The organism is Candidatus Schekmanbacteria bacterium, assembly GCA_016219965.1.
Classification (GTDB): Bacteria; Schekmanbacteria; GWA2-38-11; order GWA2-38-11; family J061; genus JACRJM01.
The window spans coordinates 372,376-396,199 of sequence record JACRJM010000007.1; the positions used below are offsets into that span (position 1 = coordinate 372,376).

Annotated in this window: 19 protein-coding genes; 5 read left to right on the forward strand and 14 right to left on the reverse strand. The window is 42.1% G+C overall.

The genetic code is table 11. The annotated features are described in order from the left end of the window. Positions 1 to 5 precede the first annotated feature (5 nt). Positions 6 to 1,178 carry a radical SAM protein gene (locus HZA77_10140; GenBank protein ID MBI5375785.1) on the forward strand — a complete coding sequence of 391 codons (1,173 nt, stop codon included), beginning with the start codon at positions 6 to 8 and terminating at the stop codon, positions 1,176 to 1,178. Positions 1,179 to 1,431: 253 nt separating this feature from the next. Here the strand turns inward: HZA77_10140 and HZA77_10145 are convergent, their stop codons facing one another. Both HZA77_10145 and holA read right to left on the reverse strand, forming a co-directional pair. Further along, complete coding sequence (locus HZA77_10145; GenBank protein MBI5375786.1) at positions 1,432 to 2,880, reverse strand: hypothetical protein; 1,449 nt, start codon at positions 2,878 to 2,880, stop codon at positions 1,432 to 1,434. Further along, entirely contained in the window at positions 2,799 to 3,905 is a 1,107-nt protein-coding gene (gene holA, locus HZA77_10150; GenBank protein MBI5375787.1) for a DNA polymerase III subunit delta, read from the reverse strand. The genes HZA77_10145 and holA overlap by 82 nt, the downstream gene beginning before the upstream one ends. A gap of 149 nt (positions 3,906 to 4,054) precedes the next feature. Here holA and HZA77_10155 point away from each other — a divergent pair, with 149 nt between their 5' ends. Then, complete coding sequence (locus HZA77_10155; GenBank protein ID MBI5375788.1) at positions 4,055 to 5,803, forward strand: NAD+ synthase; 1,749 nt, start codon at positions 4,055 to 4,057, stop codon at positions 5,801 to 5,803. Here the strand turns inward: HZA77_10155 and tadA are convergent. After that, entirely contained in the window at positions 5,800 to 8,424 is a 2,625-nt protein-coding gene (tadA, locus tag HZA77_10160) for a Flp pilus assembly complex ATPase component TadA (protein ID MBI5375789.1), read from the reverse strand. The genes HZA77_10155 and tadA overlap by 4 nt on opposite strands. Positions 8,425 to 8,484: 60 nt before the next feature. Between tadA and HZA77_10165 the strand changes: the two genes are divergently transcribed. Next, the gene (locus tag HZA77_10165; protein MBI5375790.1) at positions 8,485 to 9,903 is read left to right on the forward strand and encodes a hypothetical protein; all 1,419 of its coding nucleotides are present in this window, start codon (positions 8,485 to 8,487) and stop codon (positions 9,901 to 9,903) included. A gap of 3 nt (positions 9,904 to 9,906) precedes the next feature. Here HZA77_10165 and HZA77_10170 read toward each other — a convergent pair whose 3' ends face one another. From HZA77_10170 to pgsA, 5 genes are read right to left on the reverse strand one after another with little or no spacing between them, the layout of a single operon-like run. Continuing rightward, the gene (locus HZA77_10170; GenBank protein MBI5375791.1) at positions 9,907 to 11,970 is read right to left on the reverse strand and encodes a glycosyltransferase; all 2,064 of its coding nucleotides are present in this window, start codon (positions 11,968 to 11,970) and stop codon (positions 9,907 to 9,909) included. Further along, complete coding sequence (locus HZA77_10175) at positions 11,957 to 12,907, reverse strand: glycosyltransferase (protein MBI5375792.1); 951 nt, start codon at positions 12,905 to 12,907, stop codon at positions 11,957 to 11,959. Before HZA77_10175 ends, HZA77_10170 begins: the two co-directional genes overlap by 14 nt. Beyond that, entirely contained in the window at positions 12,904 to 13,773 is an 870-nt protein-coding gene (locus HZA77_10180; protein MBI5375793.1) for a glycosyltransferase family 2 protein, read from the reverse strand. The genes HZA77_10175 and HZA77_10180 overlap by 4 nt, the downstream gene beginning before the upstream one ends. Positions 13,774 to 13,779: 6 nt before the next feature. Continuing rightward, complete coding sequence (locus HZA77_10185; GenBank protein MBI5375794.1) at positions 13,780 to 14,625, reverse strand: pantoate--beta-alanine ligase; 846 nt, start codon at positions 14,623 to 14,625, stop codon at positions 13,780 to 13,782. 2 nt (positions 14,626 to 14,627) lie between these two features. Beyond that, positions 14,628 to 15,182: a CDP-diacylglycerol--glycerol-3-phosphate 3-phosphatidyltransferase gene (gene pgsA / locus HZA77_10190; protein MBI5375795.1), complete on the reverse strand. Its 555-nt coding sequence runs from the start codon at positions 15,180 to 15,182 to the stop codon at positions 14,628 to 14,630. A 139-nt stretch (positions 15,183 to 15,321) separates the two neighbouring features. On the opposite strand from pgsA, the gene HZA77_10195 reads away from it, so the two are divergent. Next, on the forward strand, positions 15,322 to 16,725 hold the full coding sequence (locus HZA77_10195; protein MBI5375796.1) for a B12-binding domain-containing radical SAM protein: 1,404 nt from the start codon (positions 15,322 to 15,324) through the stop codon (positions 16,723 to 16,725). Between the two features lie 540 nt (positions 16,726 to 17,265). Next, entirely contained in the window at positions 17,266 to 17,487 is a 222-nt protein-coding gene (locus HZA77_10200) for a hypothetical protein (protein MBI5375797.1), read from the forward strand. Positions 17,488 to 17,603: 116 nt separating this feature from the next. Here the strand turns inward: HZA77_10200 and larE are convergent, their stop codons facing one another. The 6 genes from larE to ftsE form a co-directional block, all read right to left on the reverse strand. Beyond that, positions 17,604 to 18,416, reverse strand: a complete 813-nt coding sequence (gene larE, locus HZA77_10205; protein ID MBI5375798.1) for an ATP-dependent sacrificial sulfur transferase LarE — start codon at positions 18,414 to 18,416, stop codon at positions 17,604 to 17,606. 1 nt (position 18,417) lies between these two features. Continuing rightward, a complete protein-coding gene (locus HZA77_10210; GenBank protein MBI5375799.1) occupies positions 18,418 to 19,575 on the reverse strand; it encodes a divergent polysaccharide deacetylase family protein in 1,158 nt (385 codons plus the stop codon). Positions 19,576 to 19,583: 8 nt separating this feature from the next. Next, a complete protein-coding gene (locus tag HZA77_10215; GenBank protein MBI5375800.1) occupies positions 19,584 to 20,981 on the reverse strand; it encodes a S41 family peptidase in 1,398 nt (465 codons plus the stop codon). A 91-nt stretch (positions 20,982 to 21,072) separates the two neighbouring features. Continuing rightward, positions 21,073 to 22,239 carry a peptidoglycan DD-metalloendopeptidase family protein gene (locus tag HZA77_10220; protein ID MBI5375801.1) on the reverse strand — a complete coding sequence of 389 codons (1,167 nt, stop codon included), beginning with the start codon at positions 22,237 to 22,239 and terminating at the stop codon, positions 21,073 to 21,075. Beyond that, positions 22,236 to 23,138: an ABC transporter permease gene (locus HZA77_10225; GenBank protein MBI5375802.1), complete on the reverse strand. Its 903-nt coding sequence runs from the start codon at positions 23,136 to 23,138 to the stop codon at positions 22,236 to 22,238. Before HZA77_10225 ends, HZA77_10220 begins: the two co-directional genes overlap by 4 nt. Next, a complete protein-coding gene (gene ftsE, locus HZA77_10230) occupies positions 23,128 to 23,811 on the reverse strand; it encodes a cell division ATP-binding protein FtsE (protein MBI5375803.1) in 684 nt (227 codons plus the stop codon). The genes HZA77_10225 and ftsE overlap by 11 nt, the downstream gene beginning before the upstream one ends. Positions 23,812 to 23,824: the final 13 nt, after the last annotated feature.

Genomic DNA, 23,824 nt, shown 5'->3' on the forward strand with positions numbered 1-23,824 from the left:
ATTTTATGGGAAATGATAATCTATATCCTGTTTTTACAGCCGGCGTTTTCCTAAAACACCTTGAAGAACCGTACATCTACAACATATTAAATGACGAGCTTTACGAGATAAACGACGAAGCGCTCGAATTTCTTATTAAATGTGATGGGATAACCCCCCTTTCCTCTCTTTCCTTCGATAATGAGTTCATGGATTACTGCTTAGAGGAAAAGCTTTTAGAGCTAGCTGAAATCAGAATAGATAATCCAAAAAAACCGCCGGTCAGAAAGTCCCCTGTCCCGTCATTGAGATACCTTGAGCTTCAGATAACGGACAGGTGTAACCTTGCCTGCCGCCATTGTTATCTTGGAGAGCCGAAAGGGAAAGAGCTTACGATTCAAAATATAAAGGATGTCTTCACACAGTTTGAAGAATTGCAGGGACTCCGGATGATAGTCTCCGGCGGAGAGCCTATGCTTCACCGCGATTTTGCCATTATCAATGAAGAGATAAAAGGGCGCGCCTTCAGAGCTATACTTCTTACTAACGGGACTATTATCAATGAAGAGAAAGCCAGGAATCTCAATTTCCAGGAGGTGCAGATAAGTCTCGACGGACTTGAAGAAGCACATGACCATCTAAGGGGAAAAGGTAACTTTAAGAAAGCAGTTAAGGCTGCGAAAATTCTTATTGAAATGGGAATAGACGTCTCTGCGGCAACGATGATAACAAAGATGAACGCCAATGATTTCGAACCTTTGGAAGCTATGCTTAAAGATATGGGGGTAAAAGAGTGGGCTGTCGATGTGCCTGCAGGAACGGGTTTTGCGGCGGGAGGAGGAGGTGATATCTTCTTGCCATCCAAAGAAGCTTCATTATATCTAAGATACGGATATGGAGGAGGGCTTTACCAGTCTACAGGGGAATATGCCTGCGGAGCCCACCTATGTGCGATAACACCTGACGGCAGCGTATGCAAATGCGGATTCTTCGCAGACAAGCCTGCCGGCAATATCAATGCTGACAGCCTTTCTGATTGCTGGGGCAGGATAGAGAAACAGAGATTCAGCGAGCTTGAATGCGGAAATTGCGAATATATTGCCGAGTGCCGCGGAGGATGCAGGTTCAGGGCAATGCTTGAGAGTTCCATGAATGCACCAGACAGTGTGAAATGCTTTGCGTATGGAATAAAAAAATAAGTGGGAAAAGAATTTTCCCTTGATTTTTTTATAATGCGGAATAACAATAAGGCCATTCGGCTCCATTTTAAAAACTTATTCGAATGCAGCATCCGAAAAGTGCATTTGAATTTATGGGAGGAGGTGATATTAAGTGAAGATCAGAAAGATCGCAAAGTCAGCTTCTATTACCTGCAAATGTAAGTCATCTTGTTAGTATTAGATTTAATATAAAGAGGGGAAACATTGTAAACATATCGATGTTTCCCTTTTTTTATAATGCCGCTGTCACATCAAGAAGGAAGTTTTCAAGGAGGAGTTCCTGATTTTCGTTTGATTGAAGCCGCTCTAATGCATCGCATCCGTGGAAAAAAAGTTTATCAAGAGTGCCGACTGACAGCTCCCCAAAAGCTTTACTATGGATTATCTTATCCATGCTGACACAGAATTCCCCGTCAATACCTGACTTATAAAATATAAGGTCTCTGATTATCCTTAAAAATATCTCCATAAAGTTTCTTATTTTTTGAATCTCATATCCCCGCGATGCATCAAGAATCCCTTGTTCAAAAAGCGGGAAACATATAAAGTTCGAGAGCTTGCTTTCCCCGCTTAGCAGAGCTTCGATGAAATCCCTGACTGCGGAATAACTCGCGTAATCAAATGACAGCGCATTGGCAGGACTTCCGGAAGACAAAATTGCAGCTGAAAATGAGTGCTCTTCCTGCAAAGAGGCTGATGCTGATAAAAACTCTTTAATCTCTCCGCTCTTTAAAGGAGCAAACCTCACTGTCTCGCATCTCGATCTTATAGTCTGAAGGATAGCTGCCGGCTTCGAAGTGACAAGGATTAAGATCGAATCAGGCGGAGGCTCTTCAAGTGTTTTAAGAAAACAGTCCGCAGCTTCCTCGGTCATCCTGTGTGCGTTATCAATGATGAAGACCTTTTTCCTGCTCTCTACAGGCTTCATATAAATATCGCTTATTATCCCTCTCACACTCTCTCCGATACCGCTCTCTCCGATCTTTAAGCTGTTGGAGTAGAATAAAGCAGAGCTTGAAACAAGATAGCGGAAAACAGAGTTTGCTGTCTGATTCCGGCTCAATAATTTCTGCTGGATCGCCGCCATTACCTCGTACTCAATGTAGTAGCCCTGCTTTACCTTGTCCGAGGAGAATATTTCATCCCTGTTCAGATAAACAGCGTCAAGTGCCCCGCCTCCCTTCCCTTCGGAAAGCCTTAAAGACAGGATATTCTCTTCTTCAAGAATTCTGAGAGCATTTAAATATTCTTCTTCTGAATCTTCGCGAGGGATAAGACTTCCGCCAAAAAGAACCTCCATCACTGAACCCCGTCTTAAATAGATGGGGTCATTGATATCCTTGAATACCTTGATGTCAGGGTGAAAGAAATGTGGAGTTCCAAGTTTAACGCAACTGCTGCACGAGCAGCACGGATCTGCCCCTTTTCTATCAATGCAGTTTAGCGCCTTTGCAAAAACAATGGCCGCAAGTTTTTTACCTACGCCTTCGGGACCGGCAAAAAGAAAGGCATGAGGAAGCCTGTCTTTTTTTATCACCCTTTTTAAGAGTTCAAGGGCTCTGTCCTGCCCTATGATGGCGCTAAAATCCATTTCCTTAATCATAATGAGACCAATGACAGGATAAGTTTCTCCACTATAATACCCTTTGACATACCGAAAGATTTCAATTCCACGTCGCATTCTCTAAGCACCCTGATTGCCTTAGCTGCAGACTGGGGAGAAAAATTCAATGCCGCAAGCATGAGGTTAAAAACATAAAATGGATGCCCTGAGATGAGATTCGCCTTCCCTGAGAGATAACTTTCATTGAAGGAACGGATAAGAGGATGAATGCTTTTCATAAACATATCGTAGTTTATATTCCCTTTGGGTTTTCTGAATTCCATTTTTTCCATGAAATCATAGAACTGCAGAAATGAATGGAACCTCCTTGAAATCATATAAACGATTTGCATTTCTTCTTCGCCGCTTCTTACGAGCGCCCTGAAAAGCTCGACAGAGCGTCCTGCCTCTTTTCTACCTATGGAATCTAAAAGTTCAAAAACCACGGTACTTTTGTTGGAAGTAACTATGCGCTCTACATCAGCTAAGGTTACTCTTACCCCCTTTCCGGAAGAAAGAGTGAGCATCAGCTTATCTGCCTCTATCCTTGTCTTGTAATAATCAAAATCGCTTTTGATGATAAGCTGCCTTAAGGCATCACTGTTTATTGAAAATCCCTTTTCTGAAAAATATCCGTTAAGTATCTGGGGAAGTTCGGAATCACTGATCTTGGTTTCCTTTGCAAATTCGAGCAGTTCCCAGCTCTTCTTAATCTGCTTATAAAAAGTTGTTCTTTTGTCCGGAACATCTTCCGGTATCACTATAAGAAAATTCCCTTCAGGAATTCCCGTTTCAATAGAGCTGGAAAACATTTTGAGATGCCTCTCCTCAATATTCTTCATGTCCCAGTCAATGAGGGCTAATATCTTGTTCCCCGGGAAAAAAGGGCGTGTCATGATGTTTGAGATTATATCCGGGACAGCAGGATGATTTTCTCCGTAAGATTCAAGGTTTGTATCAGGGGAGCCATCCTTCAGCAAGGCATCGCAAATAATCTTAAAAGCCTCCTTCTTCAATCCTCTGTCGTCTCCCCCAATCAATATCAGAGGATTGGCTTTCCCCTCTGATATTTTTTTAATGAGGCTTTCAATGCCGGGTATCAAGTTAATTTCTCCCTATCTCTGCTTTTCATGTATTAGATTTTCAATTAATAACCGAGTTCTTTTAATTTGACAAGAAAGCATAACGGATTGTAGCATATTTTAATCATTAAACTATTGGTAACATCAGGCTAACTTATAAGGCTTAAAATATGCGGATGATACGTGTCGGTGCAGCGCAGATAAATACAACTGTAGGGGACCTTGCCGGGAATACGTCTAAGATGACGGAAATCATAAAAAAGGCCAAGGACTTATCTATTGATATTCTGACATTCCCCGAGCTTGCAATCACAGGCTACCCTCCCAAAGACCTTCTGCTCAAGAGAAAGTTCATTCAGGACAATATCCAGATGCTTGATAAAATATGTAATGCCTCAAAAGGGATCATAGTCATTGCCGGATTCGTTAACGAGGAAAATGACATTTTCAACTCCGCTGCAGTCATACAGAACGGAAAGATAGTCGGCATCCAGAACAAGATACACCTTCCTAATTACAGTGTCTTTGATGAAAAAAGATATTTCAGGAGCGGAAAGGAAAGCCTGCTTTTTAAAGGAAAGAACATGACCTTCGGCGTCAACATCTGTGAAGATATATGGATTCCCGGATACCCGACTGAAAACCAGGCAAGTTCCGGAGCCGAGCTTATAATCAACATATCGGCTTCCCCTTATCATGTCGGCAAACCTGCGTTCAGGGAGGAAATGCTTAAGACACGATGCACTGACAACATTGTCGCCCTTGTGTTCAACAATCTTGTAGGGGGACAGGACGACCTTGTATTTGACGGGCGAAGCATGATCATAAACTGCAAAGGGGAAATCCTCAGGAGAGGAAAGCTTTTTGAGGAAGACCTTATAATGTCTGACATAAACCTTGATGACATAAAAAGGATGAGGCTCCAGGACCCGAGGGGAAGGGAAGAACTCATGACTCCCGATGAGCATAAAGTAACGATAGTAAATATTGACGGGAAAATTTCTTCAGCAAAACAGAAGAAGAGAATCAGAGTGAACAGCAAGGCAGAGAAGGCATCTGGAAACAAGATCAGCCGCGCTGAGGAAATCTACAAAGCACTGGTCCTGGGAGTAAGCGATTATCTCAGAAAAAACGGTTTCAAACAGGTAATCCTGGGATTGAGCGGCGGGATAGATTCTTCGCTTGTAGCGACTATTGCCGTTGACGCACTTGGCAAAGAAAATGTCATTGGGATCGCAATGCCGACTTCCATATCCTCATCACACAGCATTGAAGATGCGCGCCATCTTGCAAAGAACCTCTCCATAAGATTCGAGGTGGTTCCAATACAGTCTGTCTTTGATGAATACACAGAGATACTTTCCCCGCTTTTCAAGGGACGCAAATGGGATGTAGCTGAAGAAAACATCCAGGCAAGGATAAGAGGAAACATACTGATGGCTCTTTCCAATAAATTCGGATACCTGCTGCTCACAACAGGGAACAAGTCTGAGCTGAGCGTCGGCTATGCGACACTTTACGGTGACATGGCAGGTGGCCTTGCCGTAATATCCGATGTCCCGAAAACATGGGTATATGAACTTGCAAGGTACAGGAACTCAGTTGCAGGAAAATCGCTCATCCCTGAAAGGTGCATCACAAAACCACCTTCAGCAGAGCTTCGGCCAAATCAGAAAGACACGGATTCTCTTCCCGAGTACGAAATCCTGGATCAGATACTTCATCTTTATATTGAAGAGGACAACAGCCTTGAAGAGATAGTACGCCGGGGGATTGATGAAAAAACCGCACGCGATATGATACAGAGGATAGACGGGAATGAATACAAGAGACAGCAGGCCCCTCCGGGCATAAGGATAACAACAAAGGCTTTCGGTTCTGGAAGAAGGATACCAATCACTAACAAGTACAGAGGTTAAGCTGAAAGGCTTAAAGGTGGCGTCGTCTGCTTATGGCATATTTTTAAAAACTCATCGAAATCCACACGTTCTGTCATTTTTGAATATGTGATATTAATCTTTTCCTCGACATCCCTGTCCTTCACGATAACAGGCCTGCGGGCAAATGTTTCAAGGTAAAGATCAACATGCCCTTTGTCGCGTGTTATCACTACTTCAACGTACTTGGCTGAATAGCGTAATTTCAAACGCATAATATAGAATACAAGGACTTCGATAAAATCACCCGCCTCTATTGCAGAATCAGGAAGACCGCAAAACCTGCGGTTGTCTATGTAGTTGTCATAGAGGTCTTTAAATAAATCAAACTCATCTTCAACAGCAGAAGTTTTAATTCTGAGCCTGAAAACTTCCATGCCTGTTCCATCAGGAACTGATGCATATGCCGGAGCTGATACGTCTGCCGGAACAGATGTAATAGGCTCTGTCTTATTTTTTCCTGCCTGAGCTTCAGATGAGATTGAAACCGGTTTGCTGATATTTGCTGCTGGAATATTCTTATTCACTCCGTATGTCTCAACATATTCACTGTTGCAAACTTCGATGAGCTGATCCAGCGTGCGTGCTTTATACTTATCAGACTCCATCTGGAAAACTACCCTGTTAATTTCTTTAAGGGTCGTAATACCTTTAAGCGATTTGTAAATCCCATCTTCCCTCAGTGAAATGAGTTCCGCCGCCTGCCTTGCAATATGCCTGATTTCAGATGAAGGCATTCTTTGAAGAATCGCATCTCTAATCGAGTCATTCAAAACAAGAAGTTCATGGATGGCAGTCCTTCCCTTGAATCCGGTATGATTGCATTTATCGCAACCTTTTCCTTTGTAAAATTTATGATTCTGTGCATCATCGGGTGATATGTGGAAGGAAGCCAGCACTTCAGGATCCAGATCGGTATCTTCCACCTTGCAGTATCCGCATATTGTTCTTACAAGGCGCTGGGACATAACTGACACTATTGTTGATGAAATAAGAAATGTCTCAATACCCATATCCATGAGCCTCAGCAGTGCGCTTGTACTGTCATCGGTATGGAAGGACGAGAGGACCTTATGTCCTGTCAGCGCTGCCTGGATAGTTGCCTCGGCAGCCACTTTATCGCGCACCTCGCCAACCATCAGCACATCCGGGTCCTGCCTCATCATGGATTTTAAGAAATCCATATAGCTCATACCGAGTTTTGGATCCAGTTTTCCCTGAACAACCCCATCAATCATATACTCAACAGGGTCTTCAACAGTGATGATAGAGTAATTTTTTTTGTTCAGATAGCAGAGAACAGCATAAAGACTTGTCGTCTTACCCGAACCTGTAGGCCCTGTTGCAAGAATAACACCTGTAGGAGAATCGACAATCTTCCTGAACCTTGAGAGATTGATAGGCGAAAGCCCCAGGCTCTCTATATCAATTAATGACGACTGCCTGTGGAGTATCCTGATGACAATGGTTTCGCCATAGACTGAAGCGTAAGTTGAAACCCTGAGGTCTATCTCTTTACCCATTACGTTTGCATATATCTTCCCATCCTGGTGCCGCCTTTTTTCAGAGATATCAAGCTGGCATACGGCTTTTATTCTTGAAGCCACGTTGGGAGCAATGCTGGAAGGCAAATCTGTTTTATGTACCATTACACCGTCAATCCTGTATCTTATTCTTAACCTGTTCTGCTGGGGCTCAATGTGAATATCGCTTGCACCCTCTTTTACTCCATTGGATATTATATAATTTACGACTGAAACTATTTTATCATCTCCCCTGCTCAAATCCACATTACCTATTGTAAGCTGGCTCTTGCTTAAAGATGATGATTCACTGCCGTTAAAAGAGCCCAAGTCTTTAAGATGTACTTTCTCATAGACATTCTTTATGGCAAAAAGGATCTCTTCTTTTGAAGCTATTCCTACTATGACATTATCTTTGATTGTAGACTTAATGCTGATTATTAAATTTTCATCAAGCGGGTCAGCCATCGCAATAGTAACATTGTTCTCATCGTTAAAAACAGGGATGAAGTAGTTTGTTTCGAGGAACTTCCTATTAAAACTGTTTAACAGCGATGCCTCTATAAGAAGCGGGTCTGGTTTTATCCTTGGGATATCGAGCTGATGGCTTAAAGCCATGATAAGGTTTTCTTCGTTTATACATCCCATCTCAACCAGTGTCTCTCCGAGCTTCTTATTAAGAACCTTCTGCTTTTGAAGTGCCTCCCCAACCTGTTTTTCATTGATGAGACCCATTGAAGTGAAAAGCTCACCTATTCTCATCTCCTTGCCATATTGCTTTATGATGTTCTTGAGCTCATGCCTTGTAATAAGACCTTCAGCAATACATATCTCTCCAATGGGGAGATGTTCAGTAGATTCTTTTTGAAGGATAAGAAGCCTTTGAAGCTCTTCTTCTTTAATTATCTTTTCCTTTACCAGAATCTCGCCAAGTTTTAGCTTTGTCTTTGCAGGAACCATCTGTTTACATGCCTTGCCATAAAAAAATTGTGAGAACGTTTCTTCGTCACCACGCGCTCTAATATTAACATATCTAACATAACTATCATCTCTGTTAATGAAACAATTATCCAATTCCATAAGACTTGACAATCTCCCCGCTATTGCCGGAATATGTGCTGATTTTTTAATAGGTTAACAATGGCTAATATGAGACAAAAACTTTCATCACTGCATATTGTCACAATCCTTATCGGGTGTGTCTATATCTGTTATTTCATCCTGAAAATCAGTATGTTTGCTCAACATTCAGAATCGATAAAATACGCTTTTGCCATTAAAGAGTTTCATAAAAACATTGTAAGCTTTACCTTATTTCCCAAATGGGCTTCAGGGTTTGGGAATGGCTATGGCTATCCTCTTTTTATATTCAGCCCTCCGCTTTTCTTTTTTTTAGCTGAGCCCTTCGCCTTAAGCGGGATAAGTCCATTCTCATTATTGAATATTATTTCTGTGCTCACCGTCTTTTGCTGCGCCATTTCCATGTTCAGACTTTCTGAAGATGTTTCTGGCATAAGAGGAGGGCTTATATCATCATTAATCTACCTCTTTTCCCCATCTCTCATATCAATACTTTTTAACCGCAATAATTTTGATGATATTTACTCTTTTCTCTTCCTCCCATTGTCATGCTGCATAGCTGGAAAATCATACAAAATAGAAGAAGCGGATTTATCAATTAATACAAAACATTTTATAAAGTTATCTTTCTGCTGCTCTCTTCTATTTCTTTCATCAAAACCGACTTTTATGATGACTTTGTCATTGCTCTTATACTCACTATTTTATCATTTTATAGTCTGTAAAAATAAGAGGCCGTTGAGATTCTTATTAATCAATTCAGGAGGCATATTTACAGGGCTCTGGCTTTCTGCATTTTTCTGGTTCCAGGCAGCATTGGAAGCTAAATATATCTATGGGAATGACTCTGAAGGCAATATTTTTCTTCCTCTGATTTTACCGGCTTCTTTTTTCATCTCATTCCTGGCAGGACTGCTGTTTAAAGATAAATCCTACAATAAGCCTTATAAATTGAGGCTTCTCACAATCATATCTGTTCTGATTATTTTTATTGGAGGAGCATGGAATATTTCTGACAATATAAACAATATCAAAGAAACTACAGAAATCTACGAATGGCAGGACACACTTCCCTATTCCGTAGGGCAGGAATACATGCCCATAGGGGTTAAGAAGATGCCGGACAATGAACCGCGAGTGCCTCTTGAAACGATCTCCGGGAAATTAGGAGTGCTAAGGAAAGAGATATCCCCGTCAGAAAGGGGGATAAGGGTAAAGGCAGTAGCTGGAAGTGCAACAGTACGTCTTAATTTATTTTACTTCCCAGGATGGACTCTTAAGATAAAAGATATTGAACCGGTACCGGTCCCCTTCACCGTCGATGACACCGGAAGAATAATCGCTAAACTTCCAGAAGGTGTTAATTTTCTGAGAGTGACTTTTGATCCCACCATTGCAAGGATTGCAGGAGAGCTCATATCATTTACAGGGCTACTCTTCTGCCTCTTCCTGTTCATTTACAAAAAAGAGAAAAAATAAAGGTTATCTTGAGACAAGTACACCTTCAATCTCACGCTCTATTCCATTTATTGTTTCTGAAAAAAGATATGACATTCTCACAGTCTGAACAGCGGCTTGTCCGGTTTTTCGTACCTCTTCAGGATTTTTTAATAGTCTCATAAGTATTGATTTCAGGAGCTCGATATTTCCGGGTTTGATTATATAGCCGTTCACACCATCCCTGATAATCTCTCCAATGCTCCCGGTATCAGATGCTATAACGGAAAGCCCGCTGGCCATAGCTTCGAGAATCACAAGTGGGAACCCTTCAGCATAGGAAGGAAGGACAAAGATACCGCACTCCCGCAACACCTTTCTTTTCCGCTCTCCATCCACCCATCCGGTGAGACTCACCTTTTTATCAAGGTTATGGTCACTGATAAATTTTTTCACATTCCCATCGCTATCCACACCTGCCAGAACAAGCTTCGCATCAATTCCATCTTCCCCTGAAATCTCAGCAAAAGCTTTCAGAAGGTCATATATTCCTTTGCGCTCCTCAAGTTGTCCCATAAAAAGTATCCCGCCGGCCTTGTCATATTTCTTTTCTCTTCCATCTTCTGTGAAAAGCTCAAGCTCTGGAGAGGAAGGTGGAACAATGCTTATGTCTTCTCTTCCGGAAATATAGGAAAGGCTCTGCTTCCAGCAGTCAGAAAGCGCGATAAGCCTATCTGCGCGTTTAAAGATATAGTGCATATATTTTTTTACTAACTCATTAGACCTTGCATAAAAATGGTCAATATCAAATGAATGACAGTAAATGACGGTCTTCACCCTAAAGAAATATGCAATAAGTGCAATGATGGACTTCCTGAAAAAGCTTGCATCCCCGCTCATGTAGATTAAGAGCATATGGGGCGGATTAAGTATAAGCTTAAGCTTCAACTTTACAAATGCAGAAAGCGCTTTAAATAATTTTGAGATCTTCCCCCCCGAGACATGTGTCTCAAGGTAATCCAAACGGTATTTTTCTGAAAGTCTGCTCTTTAGAAGAAATCCAGCCTGTCTTGAAAGCCCTCCTTTCACCGAGAGAGCGGGGCCTGCAAGCATTATGCGCATCGAAGGAATAGTGTCTGAAAACGGTCTGAATTCATCAAAGGGAAAAACAAGGAATCTGAAGTGCCCCTTTATTCGCGCGCTCTCCCTCTCTTCATCACCTATAGAAAGAGAGAATTTCAATATAGCTGCCAACAGTCTGATGATTGTGCCGGTTTTTTTTATGGCAATAAATATCTTCCCTTTCCAGAGAGGGCTCCTTCTTATAAATGCAAGGCATCCGCTCCTCTGGAACTCAAAGTACATTCTGCCGACCCATTCCGCATCCAGCTTCCCTGACTCCGGAAATGAGCTCTGTCTGTGTCTGTGAACCATCGTGGCATCCGGCACAAAACCTATCTTCCAGCCAAGAGCCCTTGCCTTGAAACAAATATCTTCATCGCCTGTAAATGAAGTTTCATCAAAACCCCCGGTCTTTTCTATAGCCTTGCGCCTCATTATCATTGCTGCGCCCATTATCCAGTCAGGGTATATCTTTTCCGATGAATCGCGCTTTTCTATTTCAGCAACCGGAAACTCTGCGATATTCTTAAAAAATCTGTCTATGAAAAATGCCTCTGCTAAAGCCCTCAAAAGCGTTCTGTCCTTAAAACAGGTCGCTTGATTTCCTCCATCAGGATAAAATAGTCTGCACCCGGCAATCCCGACATCATTATTCTCTTCCATAAATTTTATGAGCCTGTTCAGCGCCTCCGGAAGCACAATTACATCATTATTGAGCACAAAAAGGTATTCTCCGGTAGCCACTCTCATTCCGGCATTTACAGCTTTTGTAAATCCAAGATTGCTTTCATTTCTGATGACCTTTGCTTCAGGAAATTGCTGGGAAAGCATCTCCACAGTGCCGTCAGTCGAACCATTATCTATGACTATAGCCTCAGACTGAAACGAGGAAGGAGCCCCTTTCAGTGATTCGAGGCATTGAGCGAGCATCTCTTTTCCATTCCATGTTGGAATGACTATGGATAATTTGTAATTATATTCCTTCATCAAAGCCCTTATGCAGGTGGTAGAGAAAAGCGTTCTTTGCAAAAAAAGCTAACAGACCTGACATCTCATCATCTGGATTTTTTTTTGCCAGGATTTTTTCGACTATTCTTGCTGTAAAGCGGTTCCTGATTGCCCTTTTAATGAATCTTTTTTTTAGCACAAGCTTACCATCTTTTGATTCATAACCATAAGTAGCTGCAACCTCAGGCCATTTGGATAGAAATATCCTGAGAGCTCTTCCGCTTGTCTCCATCCTCGCGAGCAATCTGGAAAGTTCCTGCCTATGATTATGTTCAACCACTGCATTCTGGTTAAAAACAATCTTCATCCCTGCTTTTTCAAGCCTGTAGCCAAACTCGATATCCTCCCATGCCGCGGCAGGAAACTTCTCATCAAAAAATATGTTATTCTTTACAACAAAACTTTTTTTAAGAGAGAGATTTGAAGAATAAAAATTGTGAAAATCCGTTTCATAGTTTTTCGAGCCTTCAGTTTTTTTAAACTGGAATTCTGCTTCATCAAGAAAGCGATGCAGACTGTTCCGTGCAATGGATTTTTCCCACACAACAGCTCCTACCATAGCATACTCATCCCCACAGTAATCCTTCTCATGAAACCTGAGATGCTCATTTAATGTATCCGGAGAAACAAGAATATCATCACCCGTAAAAAAAATAATATTCGAGCTAGCCGCCCTTATCCCTGTGTTTCTTGCTGAAGCAGGCCCCCTTTTCGCTGAAGGAATATAATTTATCTTTTCCTTAAATTTCAAACATATCTCCCTGTTCCTATCCATCACAGCAGAGTCTGATCCATCATCAACAACGATAATCTCCATTTCACTTAAAAGAACTCCGGAGGAAACCAGTTTAGAAAGAGCATCTACAAGCTGCTCCGGACGGTTCCGCGTCGGGATTATAATTGAAATGCGGTTCATTTATTAATCCTTTGATTAACCCTTTTTAATGAAGCGGAAACCAATGCGGTCATTTCAACTGCAAAGGCAAGTATATCTATTAAGACAAATGAGAGTCTGCATTCATCCCATTTTTTTTGAAGAAAATATCTTAAAGGATTCTTAATTATGATCTTAAGGTAATTAATAAAAAAACTCTTCCTGTTTTTGCTTAAAGCGATTATGCCCCAGTAATACCAGCGGTAAATAGCCTTAGTTAGCGAAGATAGGCTATCATGCTTTAGATGGGAAACCGTGGCAGATGGCTCGTAGATAAGCCTGTATCCTTTGTTTTTAAGCCTGGTGCCGATTTCAATATCCTCGCCGTTCGTTCTAAAATCAATATCAAATCCCCCTAAACTGCGAAGTATGTCAACTCTATACGATGAGCATACACCCCAGAGGAACATGGCATCGCCCCCCGAGCTATGCTCCTGCCTCATCCTTGAGCTTCTCCATCTGTCCCATAGGGTTTCCGCTTCAGCTTCAATCGCTTTTCCTCCGACGCCTGCAATGTTTTCATCCCTGTAGCAGGCAGCAATCTTTTCGAGAAAATCTTTGCGAGGTACTGTGTCGCTGTCAAAATACGCAATTATATCGGTGTCGCATTGTGCAAGAGCGCTGTTCCGCGCAGATGCAAGCCCCATGTTCTTTTCATGTGTTATAACCACAACATCCGGAAACTCGGCAAGTACTTTGGGAGTATTATCTATAGAGCCGTCATCAATCACTATTATACGGGATGGCTTGGGGTCGAGGTCTTTAATACCTGAAATGTTTCTTTTTAAATATTTTTCTGCATTGCAGGCTGGAATGGCTACTGTAATTCTTAATTTATCCTGCTTCAAGAGATATTATCTTCTTATGACCATGTTATCTATAAGCCGCGTATTCCCTATCTTTACTGCCACGGCAACGAGCACGTTTTTTTCGAGGGTATCGAGGTCTTCAAGCGTATCCGGATCACAAAGCAAGATATAATCCACAACAATGTTTTTTTCTTTTTTCACGATTTTATGCAATGCAGAGAGGACAGCCTCCGGCTCAACCTCACCATTAATAATAAGATGCTCCGCTTCCTTGATTATCTTCCTTAAAATCTTCGCCCTTCCCCGGTCTTCAGGATTCAAATACTTGTTTCGCGAGCTCATTGCCACGCAATCCGGTTCGCGGACTATGGGCATAGCAACGATAGCTGTATCAAGATTCAGGTCATTTACCATTTTCTTTATTATCTGGAGCTGCTGATAATCTTTCTCACCAAAGTAAGCCTTGTGGGGGAAAACAATATTGAAGAGCTTTAGCACTATGGTAGCAACGCCGTCAAAATGACCCGGTCTTGAAAGACCGCAAAGGTGAGTTTGAAGCAATTTTACGCTCACCGAAGTCTGGAATCCTTCAGGATACATCTCTTCAACAGAAGGAGCGAAAATGACATCAACCTTTTCATTCATGCAATCCTCGCAATCCTGCTCAAAGATCCGCGGGTAGGCGGTATAATCCTCTTTGGGACCAAACTGCGTGGGATTCACAAATATGCTCACTACCGTAACATCGCAATCTTCCCTTGATTTTCTTATTAGCGATAAATGGCCGTCATGGAGGCATCCCATAGTGGGGACAAGTCCTATGGTTTTTCTCTCTTTTTTCCAGCGTGCAGATAGCTCTTTCATCTGTTGTATTTTTTCAACTACTAGCATCATCACTTCCCTACTGACAGATCCAGGGACTTCCTGAAATCACTGAAGTACTGAACACCGGAGATTACTGAGATCACAGCCGTGAAAAATATGAGCCCCAGGCCTGCGTTATAAAAATATATTATTTCCTGATTAGCTCCTGCAAGGATGAGAAGCAGAATGGCTATGATCTCGAAAACAGTCTTATATTTTGCGAGAGTGCTTGCCTGTATCACCAGCCCCTGTGTTGCAGCAATACTTCTTAATCCATCAATGCAGAAATCCCTTCCGATAATAAGCACCACTATCCATGCGGGAGCTTTTTGCAGATCAACAAGTGAAATAAGCGCTGAAGATGTGAGGAGTTTATCAGCTATCGGATCGAGGAGTTTCCCTAATGTAGTAATCTGATTCCGGTTCCTCGCTATGTAGCCATCAATTATATCTGTGAGAGAAGCGATGCCGAATATCAGTGCAGCCATGAGATGCATATAATATTTGCTTGAATAGAGCAGGAAAAAAACAATAAGCGGGATAAGGAATATCCTCACCGTAGTTATCCTATTCGCCAGGTTCATCTCAAAAAATGCCATTCTTTTGGCCGCCTCCTCTGCCCGTAACTTATGGGCAACACCGCTATTTGTCAAGAAATTGTTAAATTGCTCATTGAATTCGCAAAGCTCATTTAATATAGTCTACATTACACTAAAATTATCTATGGCACGAATCGCATTCTTACAGAATTTCTGGTATGAATTTTTAGGCACCATGTATATCTCAGCTTTGCTGAAAGATAGGGGGCATACCTGCGAGGTATTTATTGAATCCGGAGAGAAAAACTTCACAGAAAGCATAACTCGCTTCAAACCTGACCTCATAGGCTTTTACACGACAACCGGCACTCATGGCTGGGCATTATCGAGAGCTTCGAAACTAAAGAAATTAACCGGAAGCCGCGTTATCCTGGGAGGTCCGCATCCAACATTTTTTCCTGAAGTCATAGAGAATGAAGCTGTAGATATCATATGCATGGGTGAAGGAGAGTATGCCATGATCGAGCTTGCAGAAAGGTTAGACAGCGGGAAATCTTTCGCCGATATTCAAAACCTCCATGTAAAATCAAATGGGGCAATTACCAGAAACGATCTCAGACCTTTGATAGATGACCTTGATACCCTGCCGCCCCCTGACCGCGCGCTCTACGACAAGTATCCATCGCTTCAGGACAATCTGAGCGTCTTTACCGGACGCGGTTGTCCCTTCGACTGCTCATTCTGTTTCAACAGACCCTACATCAAGCTTTACAAAGACAAGGGAAAGCCAATAAGGAGGCACAGCCCCCGCTGGGTGATAGAAGAATTAAAAAGGATAATAAGACTTTATAAAACGAAGTTCATACGTTTCGATGATGAGGTTTTCATCCTCAACAATAAATGGCTTACTGAATTTCTCCCCATTTATAAAAAAGAGATAGGACTTCCATTCACGTGCCTTCTCCATGTGAAGCTTGTTACACCTGAGGTAGTCGAATTGCTCAAAGAATCAGGATGCCAGATGGCATACTTCGGGATTGAAAGCGGCAATGAAGAAATAAGAAATGTTGCCTTGAGAAAAGGAATAAAAGAAGAGGAGATGATGAGGTCTGCCGAGCTTCTAAACAAGGCAGGCATTAAAATTGGCACATACAATATGCTTGGACTGCCCGGAGAAACTGTGGACAAGGCATTTGAAACCGTGCATATCAATCAGCGCATCGGTGTTGAATACCCGTGGTGCTCTTTATATCAGCCATATCCGGGAACAGACCTTGAAAATTATTGCAGGGAAAAGGGACTGCTCGGAGAGGATTATTCCTGCGATTCCATATCTGCATCATTCTTTAAGAGAAGCGTAGTTGAAAACAAAGAGAAAAAAGAACTTGAGAGATTGCAGAAGCTTTTCCACATTGCCGTGCAGTTCCCAAGCCTTGAGCCGCTCATCAGGTTTGCTGTAAGGCTTCCAATCACATCGCTGCTGGACGTAATCTTCTATGCTACTTATGGGTATAGGTATATGAAGACATATAAGGTGTCGTTGTGGAGAGTTATCATCACTGGGTTGAGGTCGAGGGAATATATCTAGGTTAGGACATAGGCAAAAAGGGGACGCAACCCTTTTTTATTTGGTAAATTCAAGTTTTGTTTGCAAGAAGAAATCAATAGTTCAATAGCGCAAAAGAAAAAGGGTTGCGTCCCCCTTTTCTCCGTCTCCGGATTCCCGCTTTTGCGGGAATCTTCAGAGAGTATATTTAGGGAAATCTTTTTTATGTATCTTTTTTAAACTTTGGCCATTGATTGTAACCAACTTCTGGATTATTCGATTCATATTGAACTGGTGTTATAAAAAACGGGCGCTGTCCCTATTTTCCCCTATTTTCCCATGTCCCCCTTTTCCAAACAAAATTTTTTTAATCTGCAAAAAAATTTGCACCATACAAAACCTGATCAAGAACCATTATTTTACCACGGATAAAAATTATCTCATTATTTCAGCTAGATACCATCAACCAGAATTAGCCCTACTGATTGGAATGATAATTGCAAAATCATAAGGCAACGGGCAGCGAAGAACAAACATTAAAGCAGCATGAACTTCCATTAGCTTTAATGAGGAGGCAGAAAAATGAAACACATGAAGAAAATGTTGGCTATAATATTATTATCTTTAGCAACAATGATTGTTTCCGCAGAAGACACCAGCAAGATTGTTCCCAAGTGCATCCAAATTATCAAAGACAGAAAAGCTCCACCTAAGACAGACTGCGAAAGCTGCCACATATATTGTAAGGGACAGATTGAAATAGTAGAAAAATTTTTAAGTAAGTTAGGAGACTCAAAAAAATGAATAGAGGAAGACACTGGATTCCAGCTTTCGGGTCAATGACAAGAATTTCGGCAAACTCAACTAAAAAACGGGCGCTGTCCCTATTTTTTTTAACACCAAAAATTGAAGTTGCCCCCTTAATTCATGCTGCCGCGTCGATAGCCTTCCAGGTCCAGTGCAACATACTTAAACCCAATAGCCTTTAATTTCTCTATCACCTGATGCCGGGTTTCCTTATCCATCATTTTCTCGATTGCGTCCTTTTCAAGCTCTATCCTTGCTATTTCTCCATGATGGCGGACGCGAAGCTGTTTAAACCCAAGCTCTCTCAATACTCTCTCGGCGTCATCTACCATGAGGAGCTTTTCGCGGGTAATGTCCGTGCCATAGGGAAAGCGAGATGAAAGGCACGCCATCTCAGGTTTGTCCCATGTCGGAAGGGAAAGCTTTTTTGAAAGATATCTTATTTCTTCCTTGTTGAGCTTTGCCTCGCAGAGCGGGCTTACAACTCCAAGCTCGCATGATGCGCGCATGCCGGGCCTGTGGTCGCTTGTAATATCATTGAAGTTTGTCCCGTCTGACACAAGGGCTATACCTTCTTTTTCAGCAATCTTCTTTAACTGCGAGAAAAGTTCGTACTTGCAGTAATAGCATCTGTCCGGGGGGTTTTCCCTGAACTGAGGTATGTCAACCTCGCCTGATTCGATAAGTACCTGCCTTACTCCTATCTGGGATGCCATTTTTTTCGCTATCTCAAGTTCCTCTTTCGCGTATGTTTCTGAGAGTGCAGTGACAGCGAGCACTTTGTCACCGAGAACATCCTTTGCGACTTTTAACAGGAACGTACTGTCCACACCTCCTGAAAAAGCAATAAGAAGACTCTTGTATCCTAATAGGATTTTTTTCAGATCATCAAATTTCTTTTCTGTTTCAGTAACATTTATATCCATCTCATTTTACCAGTTCTGATGCGAATACTATTTTTGTGCCTTCTGCTTCCAGTTCAGGAATTTTCATCTTAAGTGCCATGAGCGTTTCAGGATTAGGATGTCCTATTGCAATGGCGCTTCCATTCTTATCAGCCATCTCAGCCGCCTTAGAAATATTTTTCGAAATCTCAGGGACATCTTTTATATTGTCAAGGAAGATAGAATTCTCTGCTGTTTTCACTCCCAGCTCCTTTGCAATTTCATAGGCGCGGCTCTTAGAGTTTGTCCTGCTGTCAATGAAGAACAAACCCCGCTTTTTTAGCTCTTCTAAAACTATTTTAATTTTTTCTGCATCACCTGTAAACTTCGAACCCATGTGATTGCTTATCCCTTTGATCCCCTGTAACTCACCAATATCATCTCCGAGAATCTTTATTATCTCATCATTACTCATTGAGACTTTCAATGCTCCGGGACCCGGATCTTCATCGTTACTTATTGATTCCATCGGGCAATGAAGTATTGCCTCTTTCCCTTTTTCTCTGGAAAGTACTACTGACTGCCGCGTATATTGAAGCCCGGGGAGAACAGCTACAGTAACCGGAAAATCAAACCCAGCAACAAGTTCTGTTTTTTTGATGTCCCCGCCTATGTCATCTATGATAATCGCAAGCCTGCCTTTAAGTTTCTTTTCTCCTCCTGTGCCTGAATCAACAGCTATCGCAATTGCCTGAAGGATTGTATTCCCTTTGCTCATGGTTACATAAATTTCGCTGCTACTTCCTTTCAGTTCACTTGTTGGCGGAGCGGAAAATTCAAGTTTGTGCTTTTCCGAAAGTTTTTTCAGCGCTTCAATTATCTGGTTTGCATCTTCAGGGGTGTAGGCTTTTAAAGATTGCTTTCTTGTGACAACCTTTGTTTTGATATCAACGTGTTTGGTTGTATCTATGAGGATGAAAGAAGTCTTAAAACGGGAAAGAGTCTCTTCAGTCTCGCTGTCTATCCTGGATGAAAATTCTCCTGATACGCCCCCTCCTATCAATGATGTTAATGAAGGTTTAAGAGAGGGCTTGAAATAAAAGAATGCCGCTGCTGCTACAGCTAAAATGAGAATTACAAGAAATGCTTTTGAGCTCGAAGCAGATCTCGGCTTTCCCTCTTTTTGCTTCTTAGATGCCATCAGCTTTACTATTTCTGTGTTTCAAATATCCTGTAACCTTTTATAAGGTCAATAGCTCTCTGAAGCTGATAATCATTAGCCGGATCTATTTCCCTAATAAGGTGAGGCACTTTCTTTTCAGAATCAGGCTGAGACTCATCCCCTTCCGGCTGCGGCGCGGTTACTTCATCTTTCTCATTTTTCATAACAGGAACCTGCTCTGTTTCGCTCTGCGGAGTTTCCTTGTTCAGGATATGTTTATCCAAATCCTTTTCCCTGAATATAGGAAGAGTCTTTGTTTTCGAATTGAGATCTATCTGTTTTACATCTATGTCCGGCTCAATCCCTGTTTCCTGAATAAGCCTTCCATTGGGCGTATAATAAAGAGCTGTTGTAAGCCTTAACGCTGAGCCGTCTTTAAGCGGGATTACGGTCTGCACCGAGCCTTTGCCAAATGTCCTTGTTCCCATTATGACCCCGCGTTTCCAATCCTGCAATGCTCCTGCTACTATTTCAGAGGCACTGGCGCTCCCGCTGTTAACAAGGATGACCATGGGAAGCTCAGGAAAATATGGATCTGATTTTGATTCAAACTTCAGGCTCTTTGTGCCGTCCCTTTCCACTGTATAAACGATAAGCCTTTTCTTAGGGAGGAATCTCTCCGCAACTTCAGAAGCCATATTGAGAAGCCCGCCGGGGTTATTCCTGAGGTCAAGGATAATCCCCTGAATATGCTCTTTCTCAAGTGCTTTTAGCGCGTTGTCGAGCTCATTAGATGTATCCTCCTGAAACTGGCTTATCCTTATGTAGCCTACAGAGTTGAACACTTTTTGTTTAACGCTCTTTATTTTTATTATGTCCCTTACAATGTGGTAGTCTTTAAGTTCTTTAAATCCTTCCCTCATAATGGTGAGAACAACTTCAGTCCCCTTGGCACCGCGCATCATCATTACTGCATCATTAAGGGTCATGCCGCGGGTGTTCTTCCCGTCAATCTTTATTATCTTGTCCAGTTCCTTGATACCTGCAATCGCTGCCGGAGTATCATCCAATGGCGCAATCACGGTAAGCTGTTCATCAACTATGGATATCTGGATCCCAACTCCTCCGAACTGTCCTTTTGTTTCAATCTGCATCTCCTTGAACATGTCAGGAGTCATAAAACTTGAATGGGGGTCAAGGGATTCAACCATTCCTTTGATGGCGCTATACACAAGGTCCTTTGTCCCAACCTTGTCCGCACTGACATACTGTTGTTTGATTATCGTGAATGCCTGACTGAAGACAGATAGGTTATCGTACGACGAATCATCCTTTTTGCCGTCTACTGCTGAATTCAGCAGAAAACCTGCAGTCAGTACAATTACGACTAAAATAACTGCCGTAAGGCTTCTTCTAAAACGCATTGAGCTCTCCTTGGTTTTCATCCGCAAATCTCACATTTGCAATGATAAATTAAATGATAAATTAGTTTATTCTTAATTACTCCAATTTGTAACAGATATCAACAAAACTGCACTAAGGATGCAGCCATTCAATCGGATTCTGCGGCTCCCCCCTGTGATTAATCTCGAAATATAGTTTACCGGAGCCCCCTGTGTCCAGATTAATTTTTCCAAGAATCTTTCCTGTAAAAATATTCTGTCCTTCTTTTACAAAAATATTGCCATTAAATCCATAAACAGAATAATAGCCATCTCCATGATCCACTATAACAAGATTCCCATATTCCTTAAATGGCCCTGCAAAAGATATCTTCCCGCCGAATATGGACTGAACCACATCGCCCTTTGAAACAGATATCATGATGCCCCGTAAAGCCGGGCTGTTCCCGCCGCTTATTATCCGTTTTGCCGGCAGCTCGCCTTTAACGGGCCATCCCAGAAGTTTACGATTATCAGGAAAAAGCTCGTTAACTTTAGAATCATTTGCAGTTGCCTGAACATTCTCCTCACTTCTCATATCAACTTCCTGAACAAGCGTGCCAAGTTCCGAGACCTGCTTTTTCAGACCCGCTATCTTTTTACCTGAAAGATACTCCTGGCTTCTCAGCATAGTGATTAGTTTATTCTTCTCCCGCTTTTTGTCAGCAAGCTCTTTCCCGAGTGCTGTCTCTTTGTCATAAACTTCCTTTGTCTTTGCCAGAGAAAGAGTAAGGGAATTTTGCAGCTTGTTTAAAGACATAACCTGCTCGTTGACCCTGTTGAAGTCCTTAAGCTCCCTTGATGAAATTATTTTCACTGTCATGACGTTATTGACAAAATTGAGATAGCCTTTTGAATTGTAGATGACTTTGAGAGGGTAATCTTTCCCTCTCATGTAAACAAACTTCACCCTGTTAGAAATGTAATCTTTCAATTCCCGGACATTCGATTCTTCTTTTTGCAGGTTATCGCTGAGCTCTCTATTCATAGATGTAAGCTTCACATATTCTGTCTTGTACTTTGCAAGCTCTTTTTCTTTTTTCCTGAGAAGTGTCGTGATGTTTTTGATTTCTCCTTCCAGCCCACTCCTTTTTTTAGACAGCGACTGAAGCTTTGTTTCTTCGTCAGCAAGTTCTTTTTTTATTTCTTCAGGGTTTTTGGGGGTCTCTGTTTTCTTTTCAGCGGCAAAAGCATAAACAGGAAACAAAAAAAACAGGACAATGACAGCAGTTATTTTAAGCCTTGATTTTAAGAGTCTCATTTCCTCAGAAACTTCGCTGTAGATATGCCTCCTCCGCAGATTCCCAGCAATATGCCTCCTCCTAATATGAAAAATATCGAGAGGGGGTCAAGGAATTCAAATCTCATCCCGGAGAATATTAATGAGAACGCACCTTCAAGATTGTTCTTCAGGAATGAATAAACAGCATAGAGTATCCCGACTGAAAGGAGTGAACCTCCTAAACCCTGCCATATCCCTTCAAATATGAAGGGCCCCTTTATAAACCAGTTGGTGGCACCTATGAGTTTCATTATCTCTATCTGCGTTGAACGGGAATGGATGGTAATCTTCACTGTGTTATAAATGATAAAGACAACGCCTACTCCTATGAGGAGCATGATTATCCCGGCAACCAGTTTTATGAAGGAAAGGAAGCCGAAAAACCTGTTAATCCAGTCACCGGTGATATTCACATCTTCGATGCCGTCGATGCGGGAAAGCCCAGCCACAAAACGCTCCATGCTCTGCACATCCCTGGTGTTCTTTTTTAATTTTATCTCAATCGAAGACGGAAGCGGGTTAGATCCAGCAAAATCAATGAGCTTGTTATAATCAGGCATTTCTTTCCTGAATTTTGCCAGTGCTTCATCGGATGAAACGAATTTTAAGGATTCAATAACAGAGTCCTCTTTAAGGCGCAGCTCTATCTTCTTGTAAACATCATCACCCGGCTTGATATCAGGCTTTAGATAGACAGTCACATCAATGTCTGCATATATTGAATCTACGACCCTGTTGAGGTTAAAAGCAAAAAGCAGGACGATTCCGAAGATAAAGCAGGCAAGGGATATTATCACTACAACCGACAGGTGGAGATATGGATGGTTTTTAAAATCCCTGACAGACTGGGAAAGGAAAAATCCTGCGCTACTGAACATCAGACTCCCTCCCCGTTGAATCTTCCCTTATCTTCCCATTGTCAATATGCAGTGTCCTCTTTCCGAGTTCCCGAACCATCGCCACATTATGTGTTGCGACGATAACAGTGCTCCCCTTTGCGTTTACCTGGTTGAATATATCTATTATCCTTGCTGCGTTCTCAGGGTCAAGGTTTCCAGACGGTTCATCTGCAAGTAGAAGAGCCGGGCTGTTCACTATGGCACGGGCGATGCAGACACGCTGCTGCTCGCCGCCTGAAAGGTTTTCCGGAACATCCCTGTATCTTTTTTCAAGTCCCACCATGCGGAGCACTTCCATGACCCTGCCGTTTATCTCTGAGTGTTTCCTGCCCAGAATCCTAAGTGCAAATGCAACATTATCAAAAACATTGCTGTCGCGCAGGAGCTTGAAATCCTGGAACACAACGCCTATGTTGCGCCGGAAATAGGGGATGCTTCTTTTCTTGAGGCGGGAAGTGTTCTTTCCAAATATCACGACCTGTCCGTCTGAAAGAGTTTCAGCCATGTAGAGAAGTTTTAAAAGAGTGGTCTTGCCTGCACCGCTGGGACCGGTCAAAAAGACAAACTCGCCTTTCTTCACACTGAGGCTTATATCCCTCAATGCCCAAAGCCCACCGTCATATACTTTGTTTACATGGAAAAGCTGGATCATATTGATTTTTTTA